The following is a 23,072-nucleotide window of genomic DNA, read 5'->3' as shown; positions in this document are numbered from 1 at the left end:
CTATTCGTGGTGCCATATTTTGGCACGGAATAGGTAAAAGTAGGGTAACCTTGCTTGCTCATGTGTTTGAACAACACGCACTAGAGTATTTTTCAGGCTAACTGCAAAGCGGTTGCCTGACCTCAAAAAAACAGAGCGAATAGCAGGGCAGGGTTGTACAAATCAATACAAAAACCGAGCAGGGGAGCCACAAAGTCTTCCCGACTCACAAAAAAGAAAGGGTGGCAGAGATGTTATTTGCCGTCAACGAAGGGTGGGCGTATGAATTAGTACCATGTAACGACGCCGCCATGTTAGCCATCGACGAAGATATCATGAAACTCTGATATCAACCGTGGCACGAAACACTCCGGATTTCTCTGGAGTGTTTCTTTTTTTGCTTCGTTCCGCTTTGGCAGGGGAGGGGTGCGCAGTATAATAGGTATAAGCAATGTCCGAAAGATACGATAGTTTTCAACCTCGGCGAGCCACGAGTGTCGATGGCTTCTTGAGTGGTCCTGGCCAACGTCCGCGCCAACCACAGTTTCGAACGCCAGTTTCACCGGGGGTAGCCTCAGCGCCGTCTCAGGGAAGAACGGTAGGCTTACCAGATATGCCAGAGCGCAGTATCCCCTCCCCTGTTTTAACAAATTCGCAAATACAGCCAGAACGGGCAGATTACCACCTGGATGGGTCCGAAACACGCTATGCACCTCTGGAAGACGAGCCTCGTCTTTCCCGCAGACAGCGTCGTAAGGCCGCCATAGCCGCTAAAAAATCGGAAAAAAAGGACACAAAGCGACGAAAGAAATCTGGCAGCAAGGTAAAAAAATTCTTTAAAATTCTAGGAGTTATTTTTCTTGTAGCGGTGCTTGCCTTTGGCGCGCGGTTCTATAAAGATATTGCGAAACTCACCGGCAACAATAATCCGTTCAGCTTGCTTGGCGTGTTTCGTCCTAGCGATCTGCAGAACGATAACGGCCGCGTGAATGTACTGGTTGCAGGCAACTCAGCTGACGACCTAGGGCATAACGGCGGCGAGCTTACAGACTCAATTATGGTGCTGAGCATCAACACAAAAAACAACACTGCTCTCATGCTTAGTGTGCCTCGTGACTTGTGGGTGCAAAAGCCAGAAGGCGGTCACGGCAAGATAAATTCTGTTTTCCCAGAGAGCGGCATGGAGGGGCTTGAAGCGGTCGTAGAAGACGTGACGGGGCTGACCATTCATTACAACGCACTCGTCAACTACACAGCTTTCAAAGACCTAGTCGATGCAGTGGGGGGAATAACAATAAACATTCAGAGCGAAAACCCTAATGGCATTTATGACTCAAGCCTAGACTGGACATCACGCCGTTGTTGTGCGCTAGCAAAGTACCCGAATGGCCCAACCAAACTTGACGGTAAGCAGGCGCTCAACTTGGCCAGGGCGCGTGGCGAAGGCTATGGCTCGTATGGCTTCACTGACGCTGACTTCACCCGCACTGAGCATCAACGTCAAATGCTGCTCGCTATCAAAGACAGAGCATCAAGCGCATCGGTCGTAGCAAACCCCCTTAAAATCAGCAATCTGGTAGACGCCGTCGGTAGTAATGTTAGAACAGACCTGCAGCTGAGCGAAATGCAGGCACTGTACTACTACGGTAAGAACATCGATAACTCCAAGATAGATTCGTACAACATCAACACCCTAAAAGGCGAAAACAGCACCATGCTTTCAAACTATGCGTCGCCCGATGGCCAATCAGCATTAATACCTGCTGCAGGCGTTGATAATTTTGCCGACATAGCCGCGCAAATTGAGAAAATATTTTCCGCTGGACCGTTAGTCAAGGAAAATGCTGGGGTTGTCATACTGAACGGTACAGACGCGGTTGGTCTTGCCAAGCAAGCAAAAAATAAATTGTTTTCTCAAGGAGTAGAGGTGTTGACGACCGGCGACGCGCCCGCCAATCAGGCAGCAACAACAATCGTCGATAACTCGCTCGGCAAAAAGCCGAGCACACTTGCCTACCTAAAGAAAACCTATCAAGCGACCGTGGTCGCAAACCCAACGCTTACGGCGAATTATCCAGCGGCCGATTTCATTCTTATACTGGGTGAAAATGCTGTACCAAAAACCGACACAACCAATACAAATTAACATTTCCGTTTGCCTACATGTACAATAGTCATATGCACAGACACCATTTCATCACTCGTTTCTTACTGATATCACTAATATTTGGGAGCATGTATAGCCTGCTGCACGTTATGAATCGTAGTCTTGCTAACGACATGCCGCAGCTGCTAGCGACCCAGGCTGCCAAACAGCTCGATGCTGGCCTCGGGCTCCAAAGCATTAACATGGGTGCGACTGACCTTGCTAATAATCCTGTGCCGTTTGTAATTGTGTACGACAAGAAAGAAAAAGCAGTCGCCGGATCTGGCTACCTGGGTCGTATACTGGCGCAAATGCCCCGCGGCGTTGTGGAGCATGCCAAGCCGGGCAAGCCACATGCAGTTACCTGGGCACCGCGCGAAGACATACGGATTGCCAGTATCACTGTTGCCTCAAAAGATTACTACGTAGTAGGCGGACAATCCCTCAAAGCAACTGATAACAGAGCCAGGCTTTTACTTTGGTGTACTCTTGCGGCCTATGCGGCAGCGCTGTTGATTATGCTGGCTGTTCGTTTGTGTCGTTGTCGCCTTTGTCGATTGGCAAGAAGCACCTCAGACGTACAGGGTTGCCAGGGCAACGGCAGTTGTATGTGCAGTTGCGCAGATAAAGTTCAAGCAGACACAACACCTCATCCAGCTGCTACCAAAGAAAAACTCGAGACCAAAAAACGGCCATCACGGGTAAAAAGTCCTGCGGACAAGTAGCCTCTAGCGGGCCAACCGTGCTATACTTAGACCACTAGATTCTCTTAGGTCAAACGCTCGTACAGGCCGTTGCTTAACTGCACACTAGCTTAAGGAACGGCTATGATTTCATTCGTTTGGCCGCCCGGCGAACCTATGGTCGCTGGCGCAGGCGGGTCAGAAACGTATACTGCAGGACATGTGCGCGAGCTGTTACGCCGCGGGATACCGGCACAGGTTGTCACGATAGGTCATGGTACCCGTGACGGCCGGAAAGATTTTCCTGATATTCCGTTTCTGGCGCTCGAAAACGCCCTGCAGCTGCAGGAACTTGGCGGGCAGGTTGTATTTGTGAATCGTGCCTACGACATACCTACCAAAACCAAAGCAGCCATTATCCTCCACTGCGTTGTACCGAAACCAAGTGTAAAGCACCTCTATAAACAGCACATCCGCGGTAAAACAGTCATTGCGACTAGTATATATAACGCTCAGCAATGGGCGTTGTATCTTGATATCCCGTACCGACACATTCACATTGTTCTGCCCTTTGCCGACCCAATATTTGGCAATACGCCTAGATCGAAGTCAAGCAAGTATACTCGGGTACTTTATGCCGGTAGGCTGCATCCCGAAAAAGGAATCTACACGCTGCTTGAAATGATGCACGAACAGGCCATGCGCAAGAATGGCTATAAATTTAGCATTGTTATGGCCGGTCAGCATGTTGAGACTGGCAAGAGCATAGCCCGGATGCTCCAAGGTTATCCGTATGCTGAGCTTTTGCCACCTCAAAAAACTATTCAGGATATGGCTGAACTGCTGGGTCGGAGTGATGTGCTAGTGGTACCTTCCGTTTACGCTGAGCCATTCGGTATGCTTTCCATAGAGGCACAACATGCGGGTTGCCGAGTAGTGGCGAGCAATATGGGAGGTTTGCCAGAGACAAACTGCGGTTTGCTGACACTAGTGGAACCCCGCAATCCACGCGCACTTTTAAGGGGCATCGACCAAGCCGCTGTGCTTGGTGCGGCCACAAAACGGCAGCGAGCTGCTGCCTCGAGTTATTTTTCGCTCGATGCATCTGTCGACGCGCTTCTAGCTGTCCTGCGCAGGTAACGCGCAGACTGAACGCTATGGGTGAAGTGCGGGTTTACGTAACGCGAGCTCATTTTAAGCAAAAGCGGAGTACAATAGTGGTATGAACATACCTATTTCACAACTCATCGATTTGTCACATAAAACAGCAGTTATTACTGGCGGCGCAATGGGAATTGGCGAAGCAATTGTACGGCGGTTGCATGAAGCCGGTGCTAACGTAGTCATTGGCGACCTTGCGCAGGAGCAAATGGATGCCCTCGCCGGAGAACTCAATGGTTTGAGGACAGATTCTGCGGCAACATGGCACTGTGACGTCAGCAAGGCAGAGGACATAGAGGCGCTGCTCAAGGTGGCGCAGGATAACTTTGGGAGCGTAGATATATTGGTGAACAATGCCGGAATATACCCACTGGTCAAACTGGCCGATATGGATGAAGCACAATTCAGCAAAGTGCTTGACGTAAATTTGAAGGGTGTGTTTTTTGGCACAAAGCAAGCGGCGGCTATGATGAAAGAGCAAGGTACCGGTGGCAGCATTGTGACCGTGTGCTCCATAGATTCACTGCACCCATCTGCTGTCGGACTGGCCGCCTACGATGCTTCGAAGCATGGTGTATGGGGCTTCCTAAAAAATGCTGCACTTGAACTGGCAGAGGACAACATTCGTGTAAATGGCATTGCACCAGGTGGCGTGAGCACACCCGGCACGCACATGGGTGAAATGAACCAAGACCTAATCGAGCAGTTTACGGCACTTATACCCATGAAACGTTTTGGTGATCCAGACGAAATGGGACGTGTTGCTTTGTTTCTTGCAAGTGACCTGAGTAGCTACCTCACCGGTTCCCTTATCGTCGCTGACGGCGGTCGCCTGCTCCGCTAAACCAAAAAACTCGACTTGACCCTGAAGGCGCCAAGAAGAGATATAAAAATTATTAGCGCTGCTACGGTTTCGGCTCTGACAGAGGGTTCTCAGGCTTCAGTAGGTAGCCAAGCAGGGGTCCAACTTGTACAAGATGTTCAGCCCAGATCTCAGCGATTAGCTTACGGGGCTTAGCTTGAACCGCTGTCAACAGCGTGACATGCATTATTCGAATACTTACTGTTGCAATAATTGCATAGAATAACTTACAATTATTGCATGAGTCAATCAACAACAGGACCAAAAGGGCAAATGTGCGTATGGGGTTATTTGGATGAGACCGGTTCTCTCGGTTCACCAACATCCGGTATTTTTGGCATGGGCCTGTTAGTCACACCCTCACCGCGCATACTACACAAAAGGGTTAGTGATCTGCGTAGCCAGTTAAACTATAAAGGCGAATTCAAATTTTCTAACGTACGTATTAACAGCCTACCTTTGTATAAGAAATTACTCGACGTGTATTTTGAGTCAGTTAATGCCAGATTTACCGCCCGAATTTATTTAAGGGACAACTTTAGAGCTGATTTACATGTAACGGGTGAGGTTTATAAGGTCTATAATCGCATATCAGCCCGTTTGATCAGCAGTGCCTTAGATAAAGGCAAGTACACGCAGAGTGATTATATTGCTGTTATTGCAGATGATATCTCTACTCAGGTTGATGATAATTTTGAAAGCGAAATACGTGCATATTTAAGGGGTAAGCACAGACGTAATGCCTTGTTTGGTATGAGTCGCGCGGAGTCTCATGCTTTCGCTGAACTGCAGGTCGCTGATGTTCTCCTAGGCACTGTAGCCTATGCGTTTAAGCTCAAGCACGGTCTGTTAGATACGCAGCCCAACCCAGGTAAGCTAGAAATAGTTAAGCACTTACAAGCGCACCTAGGCGTAGATAGCCTAGCGGACAATGTTATGGTAAAGCGTAAGTACGGTCACCGGTTTGAAATAAGTGATAAAACTACAGAGTTAAACAAATGAAGGTCATAAAAAAAGGATGGTTTTTTGGGTTCAATGGTCAACGAGGACCAACCCAGGACTGCCATCCACCAATAAGTATACACAACGTATACAATACAGTCAAGACATGTTAAAGTCCTAATGTCAACTTTAACCTTAAGAACTGTGGATAACCATAAGCGATATGACACCTGGCTCTATTGGTAAGTGGCCCTCATATCATGTACTTTGTGGCCATAGGGTCGTAAACGTGTTCAAAAAATGCCTTGCCTAGCTTTGTGAGTACAAACTGAGTGTCTGGCGCACTGTCGTATGTATTTACGCCCATAGAAGTTGTGTTGCCAAAAGCAGAAGGTAGTAAGTATGTAGGGCCCTTAGCTACTACGACCCCATTATAATTACCGTAACTGATGGGATCGACGTTAAAATAGTACAATAGCGGATTTGTATTTTTTAGCTCAGATACAATACCAATAAAAGTTAGCCGGTCAACTCTCTGCCAAAGGTAGGCATCTACAAGCAATGCTAATGCCTCGGCCTGCCGCTCGTCAGTGTGTAAGTCAAGCTGCGAGATTACGATGCCTCTAATGTATGCTTTGTCATCCACGGATAGCTTTTCGTATTCATCCATGGTTTTGGTATTTGCCTGGAGCCCGTGCAAAAAACTTGCCATCATATTGGCGCGATAAGTTGACTTGGCAGAGTTGAAGAGCTTGCCGATTACTACACCCGTTTTTATTACAGGAACGTTCTCTAGAATATCCGGCATCAGCTCACCAGCAAAACTTTTTAGGAGCTGTTTACTAGCCTCGTCAGCAAAAGGTTCGGTCAAGTCTGCTAAATCATCTGTATCTGGCTTATTACTCATGTAATTCATTATAATCTAAAGATACGACTGTTATCGTTGATATTAACATTGTGCGACCGTATTCATGTGGCTTGTGACAGCCGAATATCAACCGTAGTCACCAAACAAGATGGTTCAACTGTGGTAATTGTAGACCATGATAATATGCTCAAAAATGAGACTATAGAGAGCACACATAATACTGTTGTTGCGTCTGCTGGTGCTGCAAGATTTGCAAAATATATGCTTAACAAACTAGCTAAAGCCGATTTTATTGACGGTGGTACAGAGGTCATACGAGCAAATATCAATAATTGGCTGTCATATGTCGCTGTAAACTTTATCAAGGATGGCTTTGCGCTGGCAACGTTTTATTTTGCTGGCTCAGACCCAAATAAAAAGAAGGTAGTTGATGGCCAGCGCATTATTCGTTGATAACGGATTATAACTTGGTAGCACCAGGTAGACTTGAACTACCGACCTCAGGCTTATGAGTCCTGCGCTCTAACCAGCTGAGCTATGGTGCCGTAAAGACAGTGGGGATTGTAACAGGTTTAACATCTGTTGGCTAGAGTCCGCTACAGCTTTGAGATGAGTATAACCGTGAGGCCGGCGACGGCAAGTGCGGTGGCTTGGAGCTTTTCGCGCGCGTGGTCGCGCTCGCCCAGCCACAGCGCTCCAAGTATCATGATGATCACGACACTCAATCAACTATTTGCATGATTGTAGCCTGTGTCCAGCGGTCGGCCTTTGCCACAAGTGACTTGCGCAGCAGTAAACTATAACCAACCAAGCCAACAAGGTGCATAAGCACATAGAGATACCACATACTGAATTAGTATGGAGTACGGAAGAAATCTTGACTAGTAGTTCTTGAGACCCAGGTGGACAGCTGCGGCGAGGCCGACGACAATAACGACTATGCGGAGTGCATGTGACGAAACTTTCTGGGCGGCATGGGCGCCAAGGTAGCCACCTATAGTAGTTCCAATGGCCATAACCACGCCAACGTGCCAATCTACCAGTCCGGTCGAGTATAAGACCGAAATCGAAATGAGCGAAACGAGTATTGCTGAAACGTTTTTCATGGCCGCCAGCATGTGAACCTCGTGTACCTTACCCAGCCCCAAAAAAGCCAGCATAATAAAACCGTAACCAGCCCCAAAAAAACCTCCATAAAAGGTAATCGGCAATAGGGCAACGCCGATCAATATAATTGGCAAGAGCGCCTTACTTCGGCCACGCAAATGAGTGTGCAAGTGCAGATGTATGGCTGGTTGAAAGGCAAAAAGCGCCACGCCAAACATGATCAGTAACGGCACGAGGCTGGCAAAGTCACTACTTGGCATTGCTCGTAATGTGAGCGCACCAGCTAGGGCTCCGAGAGCCACAAATGGCAATATTAGAACGTAGCGTTTAGGTATGCGCCGGAGATAGTTGCGGTAAGCATAAACTGCCGCAAGCTGCCCAGATGGCGTGATGATGTTGGTTGTCACGTTTGCGACGAGTGGTGGCACGCCTAGCGCCAACAGCACCGGAAAGCCGATTAGCATCCCTCCTCCAGCAATGGCATTCATGGCGCCAACAACTATGCCCACGAGTAAAATAATGACGTCTTTTTCCATGTTTGGTTTCGCTTGTGTTTATATTGTAGCATGGTGTGCTGAATCATGAATACGGAATCATGAATCAAGCAAGCACGGTGTTACTTACTGAGCCAAACGCGTTTCACGAACGAGACAGTAATTGTAGAAAGTAGATATCCTATGACGGGCACGAGAGCGTTCAGCCAAGGGTTAATATGAATGACAAAGTGCAGGTACACAACAACGGTGAGGTAGGTCAAAACTGCAACTGCAACGCGACGGTGCTAGCTCGTTTCCCAGGCTTTATCTGCCTCGACCCGCGCATTTCGCGTCTCTAGTGCACTAATTCTTTCTTCCAGTGACGGCTGTTTCATCTTACAATAGTATATATGAATATTGATATGCCGGCTGGGCGGTATGTGGTAGCGGTAAGCGGAGGAGTTGATAGCGTAGTTCTACTCCATCTTCTTGCTCAAAAAATGATCAAAGATGATACATCAAAGATCAATGTAGTGGTGGCGCATTTTGACCATGGCATTCGTCCAGACTCCGCAAAAGACCGGCAGCTTGTCCAAAAACTGGCAAAAAAATACGGGTTACCGTTTGTCTACGATCGAGCTGAGCTCGGTGAGGGGGCAAGTGAAGCAGCGGCGCGGGAGGCTCGCTATGGTTTTCTGGCAAAAGTAAAGCGGGCAGTTCGTGCCGACGCTATCGTAACGGCACATCATGAAGACGATGTGATCGAAACCATTATCATCAACTGGATGCGTGGTACCAAAAGCCGTGGCCTAAGCTCACTTCGTTCCCGCGAAGATATACGGCGTCCTTTACTTGGGATGACAAAAAAACAGATAACCTCTTATGCTCGTTTGCATAATCTCGTCTGGCGTGAAGACAGTACCAATACCGACGAAACGTATTTGCGAAACTATATCCGTAAGCACGTTGTCTTGCATCTGAGTGATCAGGAGCGGTCGCGTTTACTGGAACATAGTACAAAGGCAGCAAAACTCAACGATGCTATAGATTCCCTTGTGAGCCAATACCTCCAAAAACATACGACGAGTCTAGAAATAGACAGGCTTGCCTACCGAGAACTTCCCAAAGAAGTCGCTCGTGAGGTGCTGGCGGAATGGATTCGCCGCCACACAGCTACCGGCGTCACAACAAAACTAATCTTACGCCTCGACAATGCTATTCGTATCGGCCGAAACAACTCGCATGTCGACATTGCAAATAATTATTCGTTACATCTATCACGTACAAATGCCTCACTCCGAGGTCCCACCACATAAGCTAGACGTCAAATCATACACCGTGTTATGCCCAAACTTTGCGAGCGAAACCTTCAGGGGCGTTTAGAGCTCTGCGCTTACGCCCAGCATACCAATTATGACGACCGTAACAATAAGTAAACTCAAATTTATTGTGTTTGGTTGGGGCAAATTAAGGAAGGGAGAAGTTGACAGTACGCGGATAATGAAGGGTCGTTAGGAGTAGTATAAAAACACTTATTGCCACTTTTGTGTCGGTCGTGCATACTAGGCTTATGCAACGGGTGGATGAGTCAGAAACAAGGCAGGCATATGCAGCCGAACTTCTCAACGCGTGTGGTGGTGATGCCAAGGCTGCCCTGCACGAGCTAAAGATTGCCGCGCAAACCGCTCGTCAGGCGCAAACCTATAAGCCGAAAAATGATGAAATAGTCGTCCAGGTCAATAATGTCGGTAAAACATACAAGATGGGCAAAACACACATCGAGGCACTCAAAGAAGTCAGCCTCAACATTCATAAGGGTGAATTCGTCGCCGTTACCGGTACAAGCGGCAGCGGCAAAAGCACTCTGCTACAGCTCATTGGCGGGCTGGACAAGCCCTCTCAAGGCTCCATTGTTGTCCATGACCAAGACCTAAATAAGCTGCGCGACGGTAAACTCTCACGATTCCGCAACCGAACCATTGGCTTTGTGTTTCAGTTTTTCTACCTGCAGCCATTTTTACGGCTTCAATCCAATCTAGAAGTACCGGCTATGTTTGCTCGTACCAAAAGGCTACTTCGCAAAAAAAAGAGTTCTGAACTGGCTACAACGGTTGGCTTGGGAGATAGACTTAGGCACTACCCAAGGGAGCTTTCTGGCGGGCAAATGCAGCGGGCAGCTATTGCTCGGGCGCTGCAAAACGACCCTGATATTTTGCTAGCCGACGAACCGACTGGCAATCTTGACCACACCAATGCCACCGCCATTTTTGACCTTTTCAAGCAAATCCGTGATGAACGAGGGACTACTGTAATAGTTGTTACTCACGACTTGGCGCTAGCTGGTATGGCTGACCGGTCAGTTCACATGTCTGACGGGGCAATAGCATCATGATGACACTTCGCGATAGCGTTCAGTTGGCAGCCGCCAAACTGCGTACTCATAGGATACGTACTGGCATAATTGTGGTCATAGCTTCATTGCTTTTTGCTGGAATTGTTTTGGTACTCTCCATGCTGACAGGTGCAGCACGGAGCGCCCAATCTTTCGGCACGGAAGGGCTAGGTAGTCGCTTCATTGTTCAAGCGCGACCAATAGTTGACAATATGGTCATGAATACGGGAACGCCCGAAATATTCGATACTCTCAAAGCACGAACAGCAACACTAAAGGCAGAAAAAAAGGCGGCTGCCAAACGGCTAAACCAGAATTACGACCCAGCAAATGACATGAATTTACCAGTCAGCGAATATAAAAATGCTAATGGTGGCACAGATTACTTCCTTAACCCTAGCCACCCAGAGACAAAAGCAGCGCTAGACGCATATGTCCGGAGTATTAAACACATAGGTTTTGACGATTTTTCTAATTTAGCAAATAATAGCGGTGCGAAGCAGTTGTATAAAAGTTCCGGTGGTGTAAATATGGGTAATTTCGGTGTGTCACCTGGGCTAGGTGATGCTTCTGTGGTACCAATCATTGAAGGTAAAGAGCTAGCCTATGATCAAACTAAAGCTAGTGGCAACTATTCTACCGAACCAAGGGGTGTCGCAACCCTGACGACGCTTGGCTGGACGTATTTCAATAGTAGCCTTTTGACACCATTTGTTTTGCCCGGTCAAAACTTGGCCTTAGGCAAAGAGGGTGACGTGCCGGTGATTGCTCCTATCAGTGCCGCCGAGCAAGTACTAGGCATGCCAAATCTACCAGCCACCGCGACAACCCAACAAAGGCTAGAAAGACTAGTAACGCTCCGCCGGGACATTGCCGGCAAAACAACATCGCTATGCTATCGCAATGGCACGAGTTCTAACTTGCTTGAGCAAGCAAAAAGCCAAGCCAAAGATATGGCAGCCAACAAAGGCAAAGCAGGCTATACGGCACCTAGTTTACAGTATGCTATACCGGTCGATCCGTGTGGAGAAGTAACGCTCAAGAAAGATACTCGTTCGTACGACGAGAAAAAACAAGCTGCCGATGAACTTTCATTCAAAAAACAGTACGAAAACTACCAAGAACCGACGCAGGGGATTTTAAAAGTTAGAATTGTCGGCTTTTCGCAGGATTTATCGTATCAGCAAGGCTTTAGTGCCCGTAGTATTATAGAAAGCGTTCTTCAGACAGGATTGGGTCAGGGATGGTTTTCTCCGTCAGAGGCCATAACCGATGGTTCAATTGCCGCCAAAATTCAGCCCAGTATTGCCAAAAAAACAAATGCCGAGCAAGTATATTACGCAGAATTTGCCAGCTTAACAGCGGCCAAACAATTCGCCGAAGAATTCAGCTGTGATAGTAAGGTTATGTTAAGTAATATGTCGGACATGCCCAAGCCTGGGCAGAGCGACCCCCGCGTGGTTGATTGCTACAAAATGGGTAAATATTTTGACATAGCACCTTTCGGAAATAACGCCAGCGCCATTGAGGATATGCGCCGGGGTGTTTGGAAGGTTATGCGTTACGTTGCGCCGGCGGTGCTCTTGATAGCAAGCCTGGTACTCATGGGAATAGTTGGCAAGATAATTGCCGACAGCCGGCGCGAAACTGCTGTTTTCCGGGCACTTGGTGCGACGCGTTTCGCTATAGCTCAAATATATCTGACGTACAGCTTATTTATCGGAATATTTATTGTGCTGATTTCGTTTACTATTGGATCAGTTGGTGCGCTGCTGCTTGATCATAAGCTCTCACCTGATGCTTCTGTCTCGGCAGTTTTGGCTTACAACGCTCAAGATATTCATAAACAGTTTAGTTTTTACGGTTTTGATTTTCAGTACGCTGCTATTATCATTGGATTAATAGCAGCTGCAGCAATCCTTAGTACAGCCTTGCCACTGATGACCAACATTCGCCGTAATCCCATCCGCGACATGCGTGACGAAAACTAGAGAATTATACTCTCGCAAACCAAGTTAAGTGTCCCTCTGTTTTTAGCTCTATCCCAGCTAAAATCGTAGATGAAAACATAACAATGTCAGCTGCTAAAAAGTCGCATCTACGTCACATCTGTTGTATACTGGTTCGACATGGAGAACAAACCAACTCGTCACACAAACGGGAAGCGGCCGGCGGGCAAGCAGACCGGGAAAAATATTGGGTTCGTCGCACTAATATCATTGTTCGCAATCATAGCATTTTCGGCCATGAACCAGCCGACAGCACTTAAAGAGATACCTATTTCTCAGGTCGTTCAAGATGCGAATGCAGGTAAATATGATGAAATCGAAGTACACGGCCAGGAACTCAGTATTACTAAGACAGGTGACAAGGAACCAACCCTGAAATCACGCCTAGAAGAAGGTTCGACCACCGCTGATGAGGGTATCAAGAAGGACAAGGTAAAAATTACCGCCAAGCCATCAAGCTCAACAACCTCCAGTCTAATAGGTTTTGGGTTGACTACTATTGTTCCGGTTCTGCTGATAGGCGCTCTGCTGATATGGATGATGCGCAGTGCCCAGGGGCAGGGCAATCAGGCGCTAAGCTTTGGAAAATCACGCGCCCGGCTGTACGGCAACGAAAAAGACAAAGTAACATTTAAGAACATTGCCGGCCAAAACGAAGCAAAACAAGATCTCGAAGAAGTGGTAGAGTTTCTTAAGTTCCCAAAAAAGTTTTCTGCACTTGGCGCCAAAATCCCAACGGGTGTTTTACTCGTCGGCCCTCCTGGTACCGGTAAAACCATGTTGGCACGAGCGGTGGCAGGCGAAGCAGGCGTGCCGTTCTTTAGTATTTCAGGTTCTGAGTTTGTAGAAATGTTTGTTGGCGTAGGGGCTTCTCGTGTGCGCGACTTGTTTGCCAAAGCAAAAAAGAATGCCCCATGTATTATATTTGTCGATGAAATCGACGCCGTTGGACGCCGCCGTGGCTCCGGTATGGGTGGTGGACACGACGAACGTGAGCAAACACTGAACCAGATTCTGGTAGAAATGGATGGTTTTGAACAAGAACAGAATGTTATTGTTCTGGCCGCAACTAACCGAGCTGATGTGCTCGACCCAGCTCTCCTACGTCCAGGGAGGTTTGATCGCCGTGTCATGATTGGCCTGCCGGAACGAGCTGATCGCTTGGCAGTGCTCCAGATCCATTTCAAAGACAAGCCACTTGCCAAAACGGTAGACCTCGATTCGTTGGCCGCAAAGACCGCTGGTTCTTCTGGCGCCGACCTCGCAAACATTGCCAACGAAGCAGCGATTATTGCTGCTCGAAACAACCACAGCCAGGTAACACAAGAAGATGTAACCGAAGCCTTTGAGCGCGTTGCAATCGGCCCAGAGCGTAAAAGCAAAGTAATGAGCGAAAAAGAAAAAGAGCTGACAGCATTTCACGAGGCAGGACACGCCATCGTGGGACACGTGCTCCCCGATAGTGATGTTGTGCACAAGGTTACCATCATCCCGCGCGGCGGCACCGGCGGCGTGACATGGTTTATCCCCCCAGAAGACAAAAGCTACCACAGTATTCTCGAATACAAAGATGTCTTGGCGCGTATGCTTGGCGGGCGAATTGCCGAAGAGGTGGTATACGGATTTGAGCGCGTAACGACAGGGGCAGGTAATGACCTACAAAAAGCGGCCGAACTTGCGCGCGATATGATTACCCAACAAGGAATGGGGACAAAATTGCGTGATCAGGTATTTCATTCCGAAGAAGGCATCATGATGGAGCGTATTATGCATGAGCGCGAATACTCTGACGAGACCGCAAAACTTATCGATGATGAAGTCAAAGCGCTGATTACCGAAGCAGCAAATCGTGCCCGCGCCGTCATTAAGGCCAACATGCGTCAGCTAAAGAAGCTCAAGGACGCTCTGCTCGAGAAAGAAACTGTTGACGCCGCAGATGTCGCCGAATTGTTTGAAGGCTCTCGCCTCCCCAAAGAAGCCGCTCTGTACTAAGTTTATCTCTGTCACCGTTTTTTGTCGCAATGCCGGACTTTACGGGTCTTTAATGCATTTCCTTATGCTTGGATGTTTGAAAGCTAACTAGTAAGGCACCAGGCGCTATGGAGAGTCAGGTCGCTCCGGCTTTGCTTGCTCCGCTTGAGCCAGCTGAAAAACAAAGCGTAAGCTCATTGTAAAGCAAAAAAATCGGCGCCGCCAAGCGTGCCAGATAAACAAAATAGTAGTAGCGTGGCCGGAGAAATGATAGACGAGCAGGTTATCAGGCTGAAGTGAGTAGCTTCATCTGCCCGGGGGAGCTATACTAAAGGTGATATGCGAATAACCACACGCAGCTGGAAGCTGATCAGTTTCGGTAATGCCGCCATGCTGTTAATTGGTACGGCTATGCTCGCACAGGTGCTGGGATTTTTCAGAACAAAGCTCGTTAACGCAAACTTCAACAGCATACCTGGTGGCGCGCAAATACCGCCCGATCAGAATGCTGGCGTCTATTTTGCCGCCTTTGTCCTACCAGATTTCTTCTTTTTCACCATTGCTGCCGGTGCGCTTGGAGTTGCATTTATGCCTTATCTTACTGACCGCCTCGCTCGCGGCGATCGAAAAGCAGTTTGGGAGCTTTCAAGCAGCTTGATTAACCTCCTGAGTATCGTTTTGTCGGTTGTCGGCATATTTATTTTTATTTTTGCAGACGTACTCGCTCGTCAAGTAGCCCACGGTTACACCCCGGATCAACTGCATAATGTGGCACTTATGATGCGTATACTAGCGCTTAATCCATTATTTTTTACAATTTCTGGTGTCATTGCCGCAGTTCAACAGGTGTTTGGTCGTTTTTTCTTTTATGCAATAGCACCATTGTTTTATAACCTGAGTATTATTGCCAGTATTTACATCTTTAAAGATGGCATTGGTATTGTCGGGCTAGCTATTGGAGCGGCATTTGGAGCTGTATTACAGCTTGCGGTTATATTGCTCGGCTCTTACGGTCTTGGTTTTGCTTGGAAACCAAAAATACACGCAACAAGCGATTTTAAGAGTATGATTCGTCAGCTTCCACCACGGTCGCTCGATCAGGGCCTCGACCAAGTCCAGAGTATTGTCGAAACAAATATAGCTTCAAATTCTGCGCTCGGCGGAGCAACTGCGGTAGGCAACTACAACACTGCGTATGTGCTACACACCGCTCCAATCCTGCTTATTGGTACAGCAATCTCAACTGCAGTTTTTCCGAGGCTTAACGCTAGGCTGAGCCAGGGTCGTCCCGACCTATTTAGACAAGATTTTCTTAAAACGCTACGGCTAATAATCTGGATTACTTTGCCTGTTGTCGTTGTTAGTTTTTTTGCACGAGGCTACCTAGCGCGGTTAATTTTTTCACGTAATTCTCAGGAAATTGCGGTAATTTTTGGCGCACTATGTATCGCCATATTGTTCCGAACTATTTTTGCGATAGTATCGCGCTGGTTTTATGCCCAAGAGGACACCCGTACGCCACTTCTTGTGTCGATGTTTGTTATTGGACTGAATGTCATATTGGCTTATTCACTATCTCGCCCGGGAGCATACGGTGTTGAAGGGCTTGCTATTGCCCAGTCAATTGTTGCGGCCACAGAGGTATTCATATTAGGGGCCATAATGCTTAATCGTGACCGTAAACTTTTTGATAAAGAGTTTTGGAGTGGCATATATCGTATTGTATCGGTAACCGGTTTTAGTTTGATAGCCGGGTTCATCGCGGTTCAGTTTTTGCCACTCATGACGGCAGACACTGGGTTTACCCTACTGATAAAACTTTTTGCTATTAGCAGTATTACCATCAGCACACATCTTTTGATTTCAGCCTTGTTTGGGTTGAGTGAAGCCCGGCAATTATTCTCTTCCGTAAAACGCTTTGTGCTAAAGCCAGTAAAGATTGAGTATTAAATATATTCTACCTCTGTTATACTCGCAAGAGTTAAGAGTTAAGAGTTAAGAGTTAAGAGTTAAGAGTCTAACAGTGGATCAACAACACATCAGAAATTTCTGCATCATTGCACACATCGATCACGGCAAGTCGACTCTTGCTGACCGGTTACTCGAGCTGACCGGTACTGTCGAAAAGCGCAACATGAAAGCGCAGCTGCTTGACCGCATGGATCTGGAGCGCGAAAAAGGCATCACTATTAAACTTGCTCCCGTACGCATGGACTACAGCGGTCATGAGCTGAATCTCATTGATACGCCGGGTCATGTCGATTTTTCGTACGAAGTATCTCGTTCGCTTCAGGCGTGTGAGGGCGCTCTGCTCGTGGTCGATGCCAGCCAGGGTATTCAAGCGCAAACACTCGCCAACGTGTACTTGGCCATAGCAGCAGACCTGACCATCATCCCAGTACTCAACAAGATCGACTTGCCCGCTGCAGACGTTGCGAAAGTAAGTCGAGAAATCATTAGTCTACTCGGCTGCACAGAAGCAGACATACTTAAGATTTCCGCCAAAACGGGGCAAGGTGTTGCAGCGGTCTTGGAACGAATTGTTAGCGACATTCCTCCTCCGCGAGTACCGGTAAGTCTGAGCAATACCTTCGAACGAAGTGAAAAAGATAGAGAGCAAACAAGCATCCCGGGTGAAAAACCGCCAACGAGGGCACTGATTTTCGATAGCTATTACGACGATTATCGCGGCGTTATTTTGTACGTGCGAGTATTTGACGGCCACATTTTAAAAAACGCGCAGATAAAAATGTTTGCTACAAGCGCACAAGGCATTGCGCTCGAAGTTGGGGCGCTCAAGCCTGACATGGTACCAAATGCTGAGCTTAGAACCGGCGAAATCGGCTACATCGTCACGAACCTGAAGAGTACACGTGAAGCTCGCGTGGGCGACACCGTCACGCTTTCGTCTAACCCGGCCAGCGAAGCCTTACCGGGCTACCGGGATGTACAGCCTTTTGTCTATGCCGGTTTTTTCCCGGAATCTAACGAGTACTATCAGGAGCTGAAAGACGCCATTGAGAAACTTAGCCTGAGCGACTCAGCGCTGCAATTTGCGCCGGAAAACTCACCCGTACTAGGTTTTGGCGTTAGGATAGGCTTTCTGGGGCTACTGCACATGGATATCATTCGTGAACGGCTGGAGAGAGAATACAACCTCGAGCTTGTCGTGACAAACCCAAGTACTGACTATAAGGTTCGTCTCATAAACGGTGAAGAACTAGACATCAAATCGGCCGCTGACCTGCCGGAAGTTACCAAAATTGCCGAGATTGCAGAGCCTTGGATAAAGGGTGAAATTGTCGTTCCGCAAAACTATGTCGGTCCGGTTATTCAGCTTATCTCCACCAAACGAGGTTTGCAGACCAACCTAAGCTACATAGATGAGCGCGCTATGGTAAGCTTTGAGGCGCCACTGGCCAATTTGCTAACTGATTTTTATGATCAGCTGAAAAGTATTACCAGTGGCTATGGCAGCTTTAACTACGAGCTCGACGATTACCGCGCAGAAGATCTTGTGAAATTAGATTTCTATGTGGCAGGAGAAATTGTTAGTAGCTTAAGCATCATGGTTCACCGAAGCGAAGCGCAAAAACTCGGCCGCGACATTGTTGCCAAACTCAAAGAAGTTATACCTCGCCAAAATTTCCAGGTTGCCCTGCAGGCTGGTATAAACGGCCGTTTTGTTGCACGCGAAGACCTGAGTGCCTACCGCAAAGATGTAACGACTGGACTGTATGGCGGTGACGTTTCCCGCAAGAAAAAGGTTCTCGCCAAGCAAGCCAAGGGCAAGAAACGGATGAAACGTTTCGGCAAAGTCGACATTCCTTCCGAAGCTTTCACCGTCATGCTCAAGCGAGACTAAACTTGACTTAAGCAAAAACCCCGCCGTCTTCTGACGCGATACTGGTGAGACTGAGACGAGGGGAGTTTTTTCGTTACGACCGACTTTTAAGTAGTAGTTTTTTAGTGAATGTGGTGTATTGTCTTGGTCATTTAGGGTAAATTGGGGCGCTTGCCTCACATCTTTTCGTTAGCACAATGTGTCTGTGGGTTTTGTAACACAGCCTACATCTGCTATAACTACTGCATGCAAAACAATATCAAACAGCTCCTCCAAAACTATCATCCCAGCAATAAAACAATCGAAACGTTACGCAGTCAGAAGCTAATCATATTCGCCGGGACAGCTGGCGCAGGCAAAAATGCCATTATGAACGGTATGTTGAAAAGCGGTAAGTACCACGATATTGTCACCAGTACGACCCGCGAGCCGCGTGAGAATAACGGCGTGATGGAGCGGGATGGAATTGACTACATCTTTTTAACTCACGAGCAAGCCGTAGCGAAACTTGAGGCTGGTGAGTATATTGAGGCTGCCCTGGTGCACGAATGTATATACGGTGTGCTAGCAAGTGAAATTGAGCGAGCCGCCGAGGCAGGCAAAACTCCGATTGTTGACGTTGATGTGCAAGGAGTGCACACCTTTAAGTCGCTTTCCAGTAACGTCGTTGCCATTTTTGTAGTGCCGCCTAGTTTTGAAATATGGATGCAGCGGATTAAACACCGCTATGAAAGTGAAGCCGAGTTCAACGAAGCGTGGCCAGCGCGCCGCGCAAGTGCCACTAGAGAACTTGAAGATGCGTTGAGCAAACCGTATTATCACTTTTTAGTAAATGAAGACCTCGATCAGGCGGTTCATTCGGCCGAGGGAATTATTGCGCATGATGACGATCAGAACCAAATAGACAAAAGTTATCGGGTGTGGGTTGAGCGGATCTTGGGCGACCTAAAAACGCATTAGTTTATGTTGATCCAGGCTCATGCTCCTTCAAGGTCCGGTTACTCAAGCGTACTATTATGGGTTATCGCTAGACCTTGGCACTCTTGAGTTTTGAGTGCCAGTATGATACATTTATGTAATGACAATTCGTCAAAAGCAAATTCTTACTGCCATCATAGAACAGTACGCTGAAGTTGCCGTACCGGTAGGCAGCAGTCTGTTGGCAAAAGCATTTGGCGTATCTAGTGCTACTATCCGCGCTGAAATGGCTGAGTTGGAAGGCATGGGTTTTATACGCCAGCCGCACACGAGCGCTGGTCGTATCCCGACCGACAAAGGCTACCGTTTTTACGTGAACTACATTACCGAAGACGGTCAAACCGCTCCCGAACGCGGTGCCGAGCGGGCGCTTTCGGCTCGTTTGCAGGACGGAGGTCTGCCCGAACGCGCCATTCGCAACGCCGTCGATACGCTTGTTGAGTTGACGCACAACCTTGGCCTTGCCACCATAGGCAACCAGCTGTACATTTCCGGCCTTTCAAACCTTTTTGGCCAGCCCGAATTTCACGGCGGTGCTCAGGTGCAACAGGTAGCGAGTTTACTTGATAACCTGGAGCCGTGGTTGCGGGAAGCAGCTCCAAACCAGCCACTCACCGTCTATATTGGTGCCGAAAACCCGATCGGTCGCAGCGCAGATGTCAGCCTGATCATCAGCCGATTCCGCAGCCCGTTTAGCGACCATAGTTACATTGGCACGCTTGGTCCAACGCGACAAAGCTACCGCGAAGTCATGAACCTAGTTGCCCATGCCGGCAAAACACTGGAGGAGGTTCTTTAATGCCACTAGACGAATCTCTATGCTTGAACAACACGCTAATGGGGGTTAAATAATATATGACGAAAAAAAAGCAAGATTTAGATTACGCAAAAATTGCTGAGCAGTTGGCTGCAGAAAATGCGCAGCTGACAGAAGCATTGCAGAGAGAACGGGCAGATGCCACAAACATTCGTCGGCGGCACGAGGAGCAAATCGTTTCGCTTCGTTCAACAGTAAAGGTAAGTGTGGTCAAAGACCTATTGCCCATCATTGATAATTTTGAGCGCGCGCTAAAACATATCCCCAAAGACCTCACAGAAAACGACTTCGTAAAAGGCATCGAGGGAGTGGTCAAGCAGTTTGAGAAAACACTTGCCGACATTGGCGTCGAGCGCATCAAGACCTTGGGTGAACCTTTTGACCCTCATTTACATGAGGCAGTTAGCATGGAAGAGGGCGATGGTAAGCAAGAAATTGTGAGCGAAGAACTTCAGAGTGGCTACCGGCTAGGCAATGACGTTATCCGTCATGCCATGGTCCGCGTAAAATATGCCTAACCCATTTATGTGAAATAAAATAATCAGTTCCTCTGAAGCGCTACACTATTGTTTGTAAGTTCTAAAACAAACAGGTGGTATATATGAACCAAGAGTTACTGCCTATCATTACCGGTGTAATACTTCCAGATTATTCTAAACTCTAGTCAGTCATTTTTTTTCTAGCGTCATTCAGGGTTTCTTTAACCTCACCTTTGGCCTCTTCTATTTTACCTTTTGACTGCAGTTTTTTATTGTCAGTCATCTTACCAACTGCTTGTTTGGTTTTACCGCTGATCTTATCTGATGTGTGGCTCATAATGTATCCCCTACTTTACTTGTATATTCATACCTAGCCCTCACATCTGTTAAGGGCTACACTAAAGGATGGTATGGAGGACAATCGCTATCTTACTTGGGAGTTGCCTCAGTCGGCAGCATCTCGTCGTAAAGTCTATTGCTTCCTGCATTCTGGAGATAACAATCTATGATGAGGTTATACGAGAAAAACCTTGGTGTTTCACCTCTGTTCTGACGTGTATGTCGACACAGACAGGAGGTGTACCAAGGCTCTTCTACGGTCAATAACGAACAAGTCTATTGTATCCCCATTGCACCTTTTTTGGGAAGCGGATGCCGCCATATCTTTTACCACTACATAATCTTGGGGCTCACTATGTGAGCCGGAGGAGTTATTTGCTATGACCTTTTTTTATTGGCTGTGATACGGCTAAAGCGAAGCTAGATATCGCCGTGGTTAATTCTGTGGGGCGTGAAATGCCCGAGTTAACAGCAACCATACTAAACGAACCGAGAGACGTCGCTACTATGCTCTTGACGCTTTCTGGTGCGTATCCCGACGATGAGTTCGTCTGTGTGGTGGAAGCTACTGGATGCTACCACTTGGCGTTTGCTGATGCGTGTTTCGATCTCGGTATCGTCTGTCGCGTTTACAATCCACTCATTACTAAACAGCAGATTAGAGCATCGGTACGAGGGAAGAAAACCGATCGAACCGACGCTCTCGTGATCGCCCGACTAGGACTACGTGGCGAAGGTAGGCCATATACACCCGATCCGTACAAAACCACCAAGTATTATGGTCGTGGCTGCCAACGACTATCTGTGTTGAACAGCTCGTTCCGGCAATACAAAAACCACTTCAGTGCGCTCGTTGACGATACAATGAGCGATGAGCTGAGAGAAGTGCTTGACGGTGTTCAGGTAGCCATCAAAGAAGCACGGGCGCAGCTCTACAAAGACTTAGCGGTTTCGGCGGATGGTATAGTTTTTCGCCGGCTTCAAACTATACCGGGCATCGGACCGTACGTAGCTGCCAGTATTATTGGTGAGGTACAAGACATGCGACGTTTTACTACTACCAAGTCTATTATTGCTTATGCTGGACTCGACCCTCGCATTAAGCAAAGCGGCAAAAGCTTAAACAGCACGGGGCGGTTAACGAAACGCGGTTCCAGCTATCTTAGACGGAGCTTATTCATAGCCGCTAACATAGCCAGACAACACGACCCATACTTCCAGGCGCTGTATGACAAGAAAAGAGCTGAGGGTAAGCGGTACACGGTCGCCAACTGCGTTGTTGCGCGGAAGCTCCTCACTATTGCGAGAGCGGTATGGATCACCGAGAAAAATTACGACCTCAGTTTTTGGGATTAATGTGTTGACTTAATATATGAGGTCTTTATGTGTATAGATAAGTATGAACTCATTTTTTTAATTTGCTGTGCGCGGGGTCACAGGATATCTAATTATTACAGACTAAAATGAAAGCATGCTAAAGTTACCAAAGCTTGAGAAATCTTACCGGCAAGAATCGTACCTCCGTTCAACATACCCACAATTGAGCGAAGATCTAAAACTAGACGTAGTGATTATTGGAGGTGGAACAACAGGACGCAACACAGGTAAAGTAACCTCGCAACATAAACTTGTCTAGGGCGATCTGACCGAACGATTGGGAAATGAATCTACCCAAAGCGACTTTGCAATATCCATCAGCTACTGCTTTTAGAGCAGTAATTTTAGTGTATAGCCCCTTCACGAATTAATTTTGTGTCTTGGCGCACATACAATTCAAAACCGTGGGTCTATTATGGAAGTAGCAGGGTAGTTATGCCGCACATTATTGAGGTGGAGGCTGTCGCAGAATATAATGGTTGACCATTATAGTGAAAGGAGATAAGTAAAATGAAAAAGTTTAGCATTTTACTGTTTAGTAGCTGCCTGCTGGGTTTTAGTTTTTACGGTTTATCTAGCAACTCCTACTATGTGCAGATTCTTATGAATACCAGTGTGCTTTTTATCTACGCTCGCCTTGCA

The 23,072-nt window shown here is 47.6% G+C and carries 20 protein-coding genes and 1 tRNA gene; 17 read left to right on the top strand and 4 right to left on the bottom strand.

Annotation, left to right across the window (positions count from 1 at the left end):
- Positions 1-430: 430 nt before the first annotated feature.
- The 5 genes from IPL85_01525 to IPL85_01505 all read left to right on the top strand — a co-directional run bounded on the left by IPL85_01525 (position 431) and on the right by IPL85_01505 (position 5,833).
- Positions 431-2,125 (top strand): LCP family protein, encoded by a 1,695-nt coding sequence (locus IPL85_01525; protein ID QQS20116.1) that lies wholly within the window; start codon positions 431-433, stop codon positions 2,123-2,125.
- A gap of 32 nt (positions 2,126-2,157) precedes the next feature.
- Positions 2,158-2,850, top strand: a complete 693-nt coding sequence (locus IPL85_01520) for a hypothetical protein (GenBank protein ID QQS20115.1) — start codon at positions 2,158-2,160, stop codon at positions 2,848-2,850.
- A 102-nt stretch (positions 2,851-2,952) separates the two neighbouring features.
- Positions 2,953-3,948: a glycosyltransferase family 4 protein gene (locus tag IPL85_01515; protein QQS20114.1), complete on the top strand. Its 996-nt coding sequence runs from the start codon at positions 2,953-2,955 to the stop codon at positions 3,946-3,948.
- An 82-nt stretch (positions 3,949-4,030) separates the two neighbouring features.
- Positions 4,031-4,813 (top strand): SDR family oxidoreductase, encoded by a 783-nt coding sequence (locus IPL85_01510; GenBank protein ID QQS20113.1) that lies wholly within the window; start codon positions 4,031-4,033, stop codon positions 4,811-4,813.
- 258 nt (positions 4,814-5,071) lie between these two features.
- Entirely contained in the window at positions 5,072-5,833 is a 762-nt protein-coding gene (locus tag IPL85_01505) for a DUF3800 domain-containing protein (protein ID QQS20112.1), read from the top strand.
- 193 nt (positions 5,834-6,026) lie between these two features.
- Here the strand turns inward: IPL85_01505 and IPL85_01500 are convergent, their stop codons facing one another.
- A complete protein-coding gene (locus tag IPL85_01500; GenBank protein ID QQS20111.1) occupies positions 6,027-6,680 on the bottom strand; it encodes a hypothetical protein in 654 nt (217 codons plus the stop codon).
- 66 nt (positions 6,681-6,746) lie between these two features.
- Between IPL85_01500 and IPL85_01495 the strand changes: the two genes are divergently transcribed.
- On the top strand, positions 6,747-7,094 hold the full coding sequence (locus tag IPL85_01495; protein QQS20110.1) for a hypothetical protein: 348 nt from the start codon (positions 6,747-6,749) through the stop codon (positions 7,092-7,094).
- 15 nt (positions 7,095-7,109) lie between these two features.
- On the opposite strand, the gene IPL85_01490 is transcribed toward IPL85_01495, so the two are convergent.
- Both IPL85_01490 and IPL85_01485 read right to left on the bottom strand, forming a co-directional pair.
- A tRNA-Met gene (locus IPL85_01490) sits at positions 7,110-7,186 on the bottom strand.
- Positions 7,187-7,522: 336 nt separating this feature from the next.
- Positions 7,523-8,284 carry a sulfite exporter TauE/SafE family protein gene (locus tag IPL85_01485; GenBank protein ID QQS20109.1) on the bottom strand — a complete coding sequence of 254 codons (762 nt, stop codon included), beginning with the start codon at positions 8,282-8,284 and terminating at the stop codon, positions 7,523-7,525.
- A gap of 350 nt (positions 8,285-8,634) precedes the next feature.
- On the opposite strand from IPL85_01485, the gene tilS reads away from it, so the two are divergent.
- From tilS to IPL85_01440, 9 genes are all read left to right on the top strand, one after another.
- Entirely contained in the window at positions 8,635-9,540 is a 906-nt protein-coding gene (gene tilS, locus IPL85_01480) for a tRNA lysidine(34) synthetase TilS (protein ID QQS20108.1), read from the top strand.
- Positions 9,541-9,986: 446 nt separating this feature from the next.
- Positions 9,987-10,616, top strand: coding sequence for an ABC transporter ATP-binding protein (locus tag IPL85_01475; protein ID QQS20422.1), 630 nt, complete (start codon positions 9,987-9,989; stop codon positions 10,614-10,616).
- Complete coding sequence (locus IPL85_01470) at positions 10,613-12,607, top strand: ABC transporter permease (protein QQS20107.1); 1,995 nt, start codon at positions 10,613-10,615, stop codon at positions 12,605-12,607. The genes IPL85_01475 and IPL85_01470 overlap by 4 nt, the downstream gene beginning before the upstream one ends.
- Positions 12,608-12,745: 138 nt before the next feature.
- Positions 12,746-14,617: an ATP-dependent zinc metalloprotease FtsH gene (ftsH, locus tag IPL85_01465; GenBank protein QQS20106.1), complete on the top strand. Its 1,872-nt coding sequence runs from the start codon at positions 12,746-12,748 to the stop codon at positions 14,615-14,617.
- Positions 14,618-14,935: 318 nt separating this feature from the next.
- Positions 14,936-16,546 carry an oligosaccharide flippase family protein gene (locus tag IPL85_01460; protein ID QQS20105.1) on the top strand — a complete coding sequence of 537 codons (1,611 nt, stop codon included), beginning with the start codon at positions 14,936-14,938 and terminating at the stop codon, positions 16,544-16,546.
- Between the two features lie 73 nt (positions 16,547-16,619).
- Positions 16,620-18,461, top strand: coding sequence for an elongation factor 4 (lepA, locus tag IPL85_01455; GenBank protein ID QQS20104.1), 1,842 nt, complete (start codon positions 16,620-16,622; stop codon positions 18,459-18,461).
- 225 nt (positions 18,462-18,686) lie between these two features.
- Complete coding sequence (locus IPL85_01450) at positions 18,687-19,400, top strand: hypothetical protein (protein ID QQS20103.1); 714 nt, start codon at positions 18,687-18,689, stop codon at positions 19,398-19,400.
- Between the two features lie 118 nt (positions 19,401-19,518).
- On the top strand, positions 19,519-20,217 hold the full coding sequence (locus IPL85_01445; protein ID QQS20102.1) for a transcriptional regulator: 699 nt from the start codon (positions 19,519-19,521) through the stop codon (positions 20,215-20,217).
- 56 nt (positions 20,218-20,273) lie between these two features.
- Positions 20,274-20,753: a nucleotide exchange factor GrpE gene (locus IPL85_01440; GenBank protein QQS20101.1), complete on the top strand. Its 480-nt coding sequence runs from the start codon at positions 20,274-20,276 to the stop codon at positions 20,751-20,753.
- Positions 20,754-20,895: 142 nt separating this feature from the next.
- Here the strand turns inward: IPL85_01440 and IPL85_01435 are convergent, their stop codons facing one another.
- Positions 20,896-21,051: a CsbD family protein gene (locus IPL85_01435; GenBank protein ID QQS20100.1), complete on the bottom strand. Its 156-nt coding sequence runs from the start codon at positions 21,049-21,051 to the stop codon at positions 20,896-20,898.
- A gap of 395 nt (positions 21,052-21,446) precedes the next feature.
- Between IPL85_01435 and IPL85_01430 the strand changes: the two genes are divergently transcribed.
- Positions 21,447-22,409 (top strand): IS110 family transposase, encoded by a 963-nt coding sequence (locus tag IPL85_01430; protein QQS20421.1) that lies wholly within the window; start codon positions 21,447-21,449, stop codon positions 22,407-22,409.
- A 115-nt stretch (positions 22,410-22,524) separates the two neighbouring features.
- On the top strand, positions 22,525-22,689 hold the full coding sequence (locus IPL85_01425; protein ID QQS20099.1) for a hypothetical protein: 165 nt from the start codon (positions 22,525-22,527) through the stop codon (positions 22,687-22,689).
- Positions 22,690-23,072 lie beyond the last annotated feature (383 nt).

Source organism: Candidatus Saccharibacteria bacterium (assembly GCA_016699955.1).
GTDB lineage: Bacteria > Patescibacteriota > Saccharimonadia > Saccharimonadales > UBA4665 > JAGXIT01.
This window is presented reverse-complemented; position numbering and strand designations above follow the sequence as displayed.

Coding starts and splice junctions, on each gene's coding strand:
- IPL85_01525 (QQS20116.1), top strand. CDS start 431: ATGTCCGAAAGATACGATAGTTTTCAACCTCGGCGAGCCACGAGTGTC.
- IPL85_01520 (QQS20115.1), top strand. CDS start 2,158: ATGCACAGACACCATTTCATCACTCGTTTCTTACTGATATCACTAATA.
- IPL85_01515 (QQS20114.1), top strand. CDS start 2,953: ATGATTTCATTCGTTTGGCCGCCCGGCGAACCTATGGTCGCTGGCGCA.
- IPL85_01510 (QQS20113.1), top strand. CDS start 4,031: ATGAACATACCTATTTCACAACTCATCGATTTGTCACATAAAACAGCA.
- IPL85_01505 (QQS20112.1), top strand. CDS start 5,072: ATGAGTCAATCAACAACAGGACCAAAAGGGCAAATGTGCGTATGGGGT.
- IPL85_01500 (QQS20111.1), bottom strand. CDS start 6,680: ATGAGTAATAAGCCAGATACAGATGATTTAGCAGACTTGACCGAACCT.
- IPL85_01485 (QQS20109.1), bottom strand. CDS start 8,284: ATGGAAAAAGACGTCATTATTTTACTCGTGGGCATAGTTGTTGGCGCC.
- tilS (QQS20108.1), top strand. CDS start 8,635: ATGAATATTGATATGCCGGCTGGGCGGTATGTGGTAGCGGTAAGCGGA.
- IPL85_01475 (QQS20422.1), top strand. CDS start 9,987: ATGGGCAAAACACACATCGAGGCACTCAAAGAAGTCAGCCTCAACATT.
- IPL85_01470 (QQS20107.1), top strand. CDS start 10,613: ATGATGACACTTCGCGATAGCGTTCAGTTGGCAGCCGCCAAACTGCGT.
- ftsH (QQS20106.1), top strand. CDS start 12,746: ATGGAGAACAAACCAACTCGTCACACAAACGGGAAGCGGCCGGCGGGC.
- IPL85_01460 (QQS20105.1), top strand. CDS start 14,936: ATGCGAATAACCACACGCAGCTGGAAGCTGATCAGTTTCGGTAATGCC.
- IPL85_01450 (QQS20103.1), top strand. CDS start 18,687: ATGCAAAACAATATCAAACAGCTCCTCCAAAACTATCATCCCAGCAAT.
- IPL85_01445 (QQS20102.1), top strand. CDS start 19,519: ATGACAATTCGTCAAAAGCAAATTCTTACTGCCATCATAGAACAGTAC.
- IPL85_01440 (QQS20101.1), top strand. CDS start 20,274: ATGACGAAAAAAAAGCAAGATTTAGATTACGCAAAAATTGCTGAGCAG.
- IPL85_01435 (QQS20100.1), bottom strand. CDS start 21,051: ATGAGCCACACATCAGATAAGATCAGCGGTAAAACCAAACAAGCAGTT.
- IPL85_01425 (QQS20099.1), top strand. CDS start 22,525: ATGCTAAAGTTACCAAAGCTTGAGAAATCTTACCGGCAAGAATCGTAC.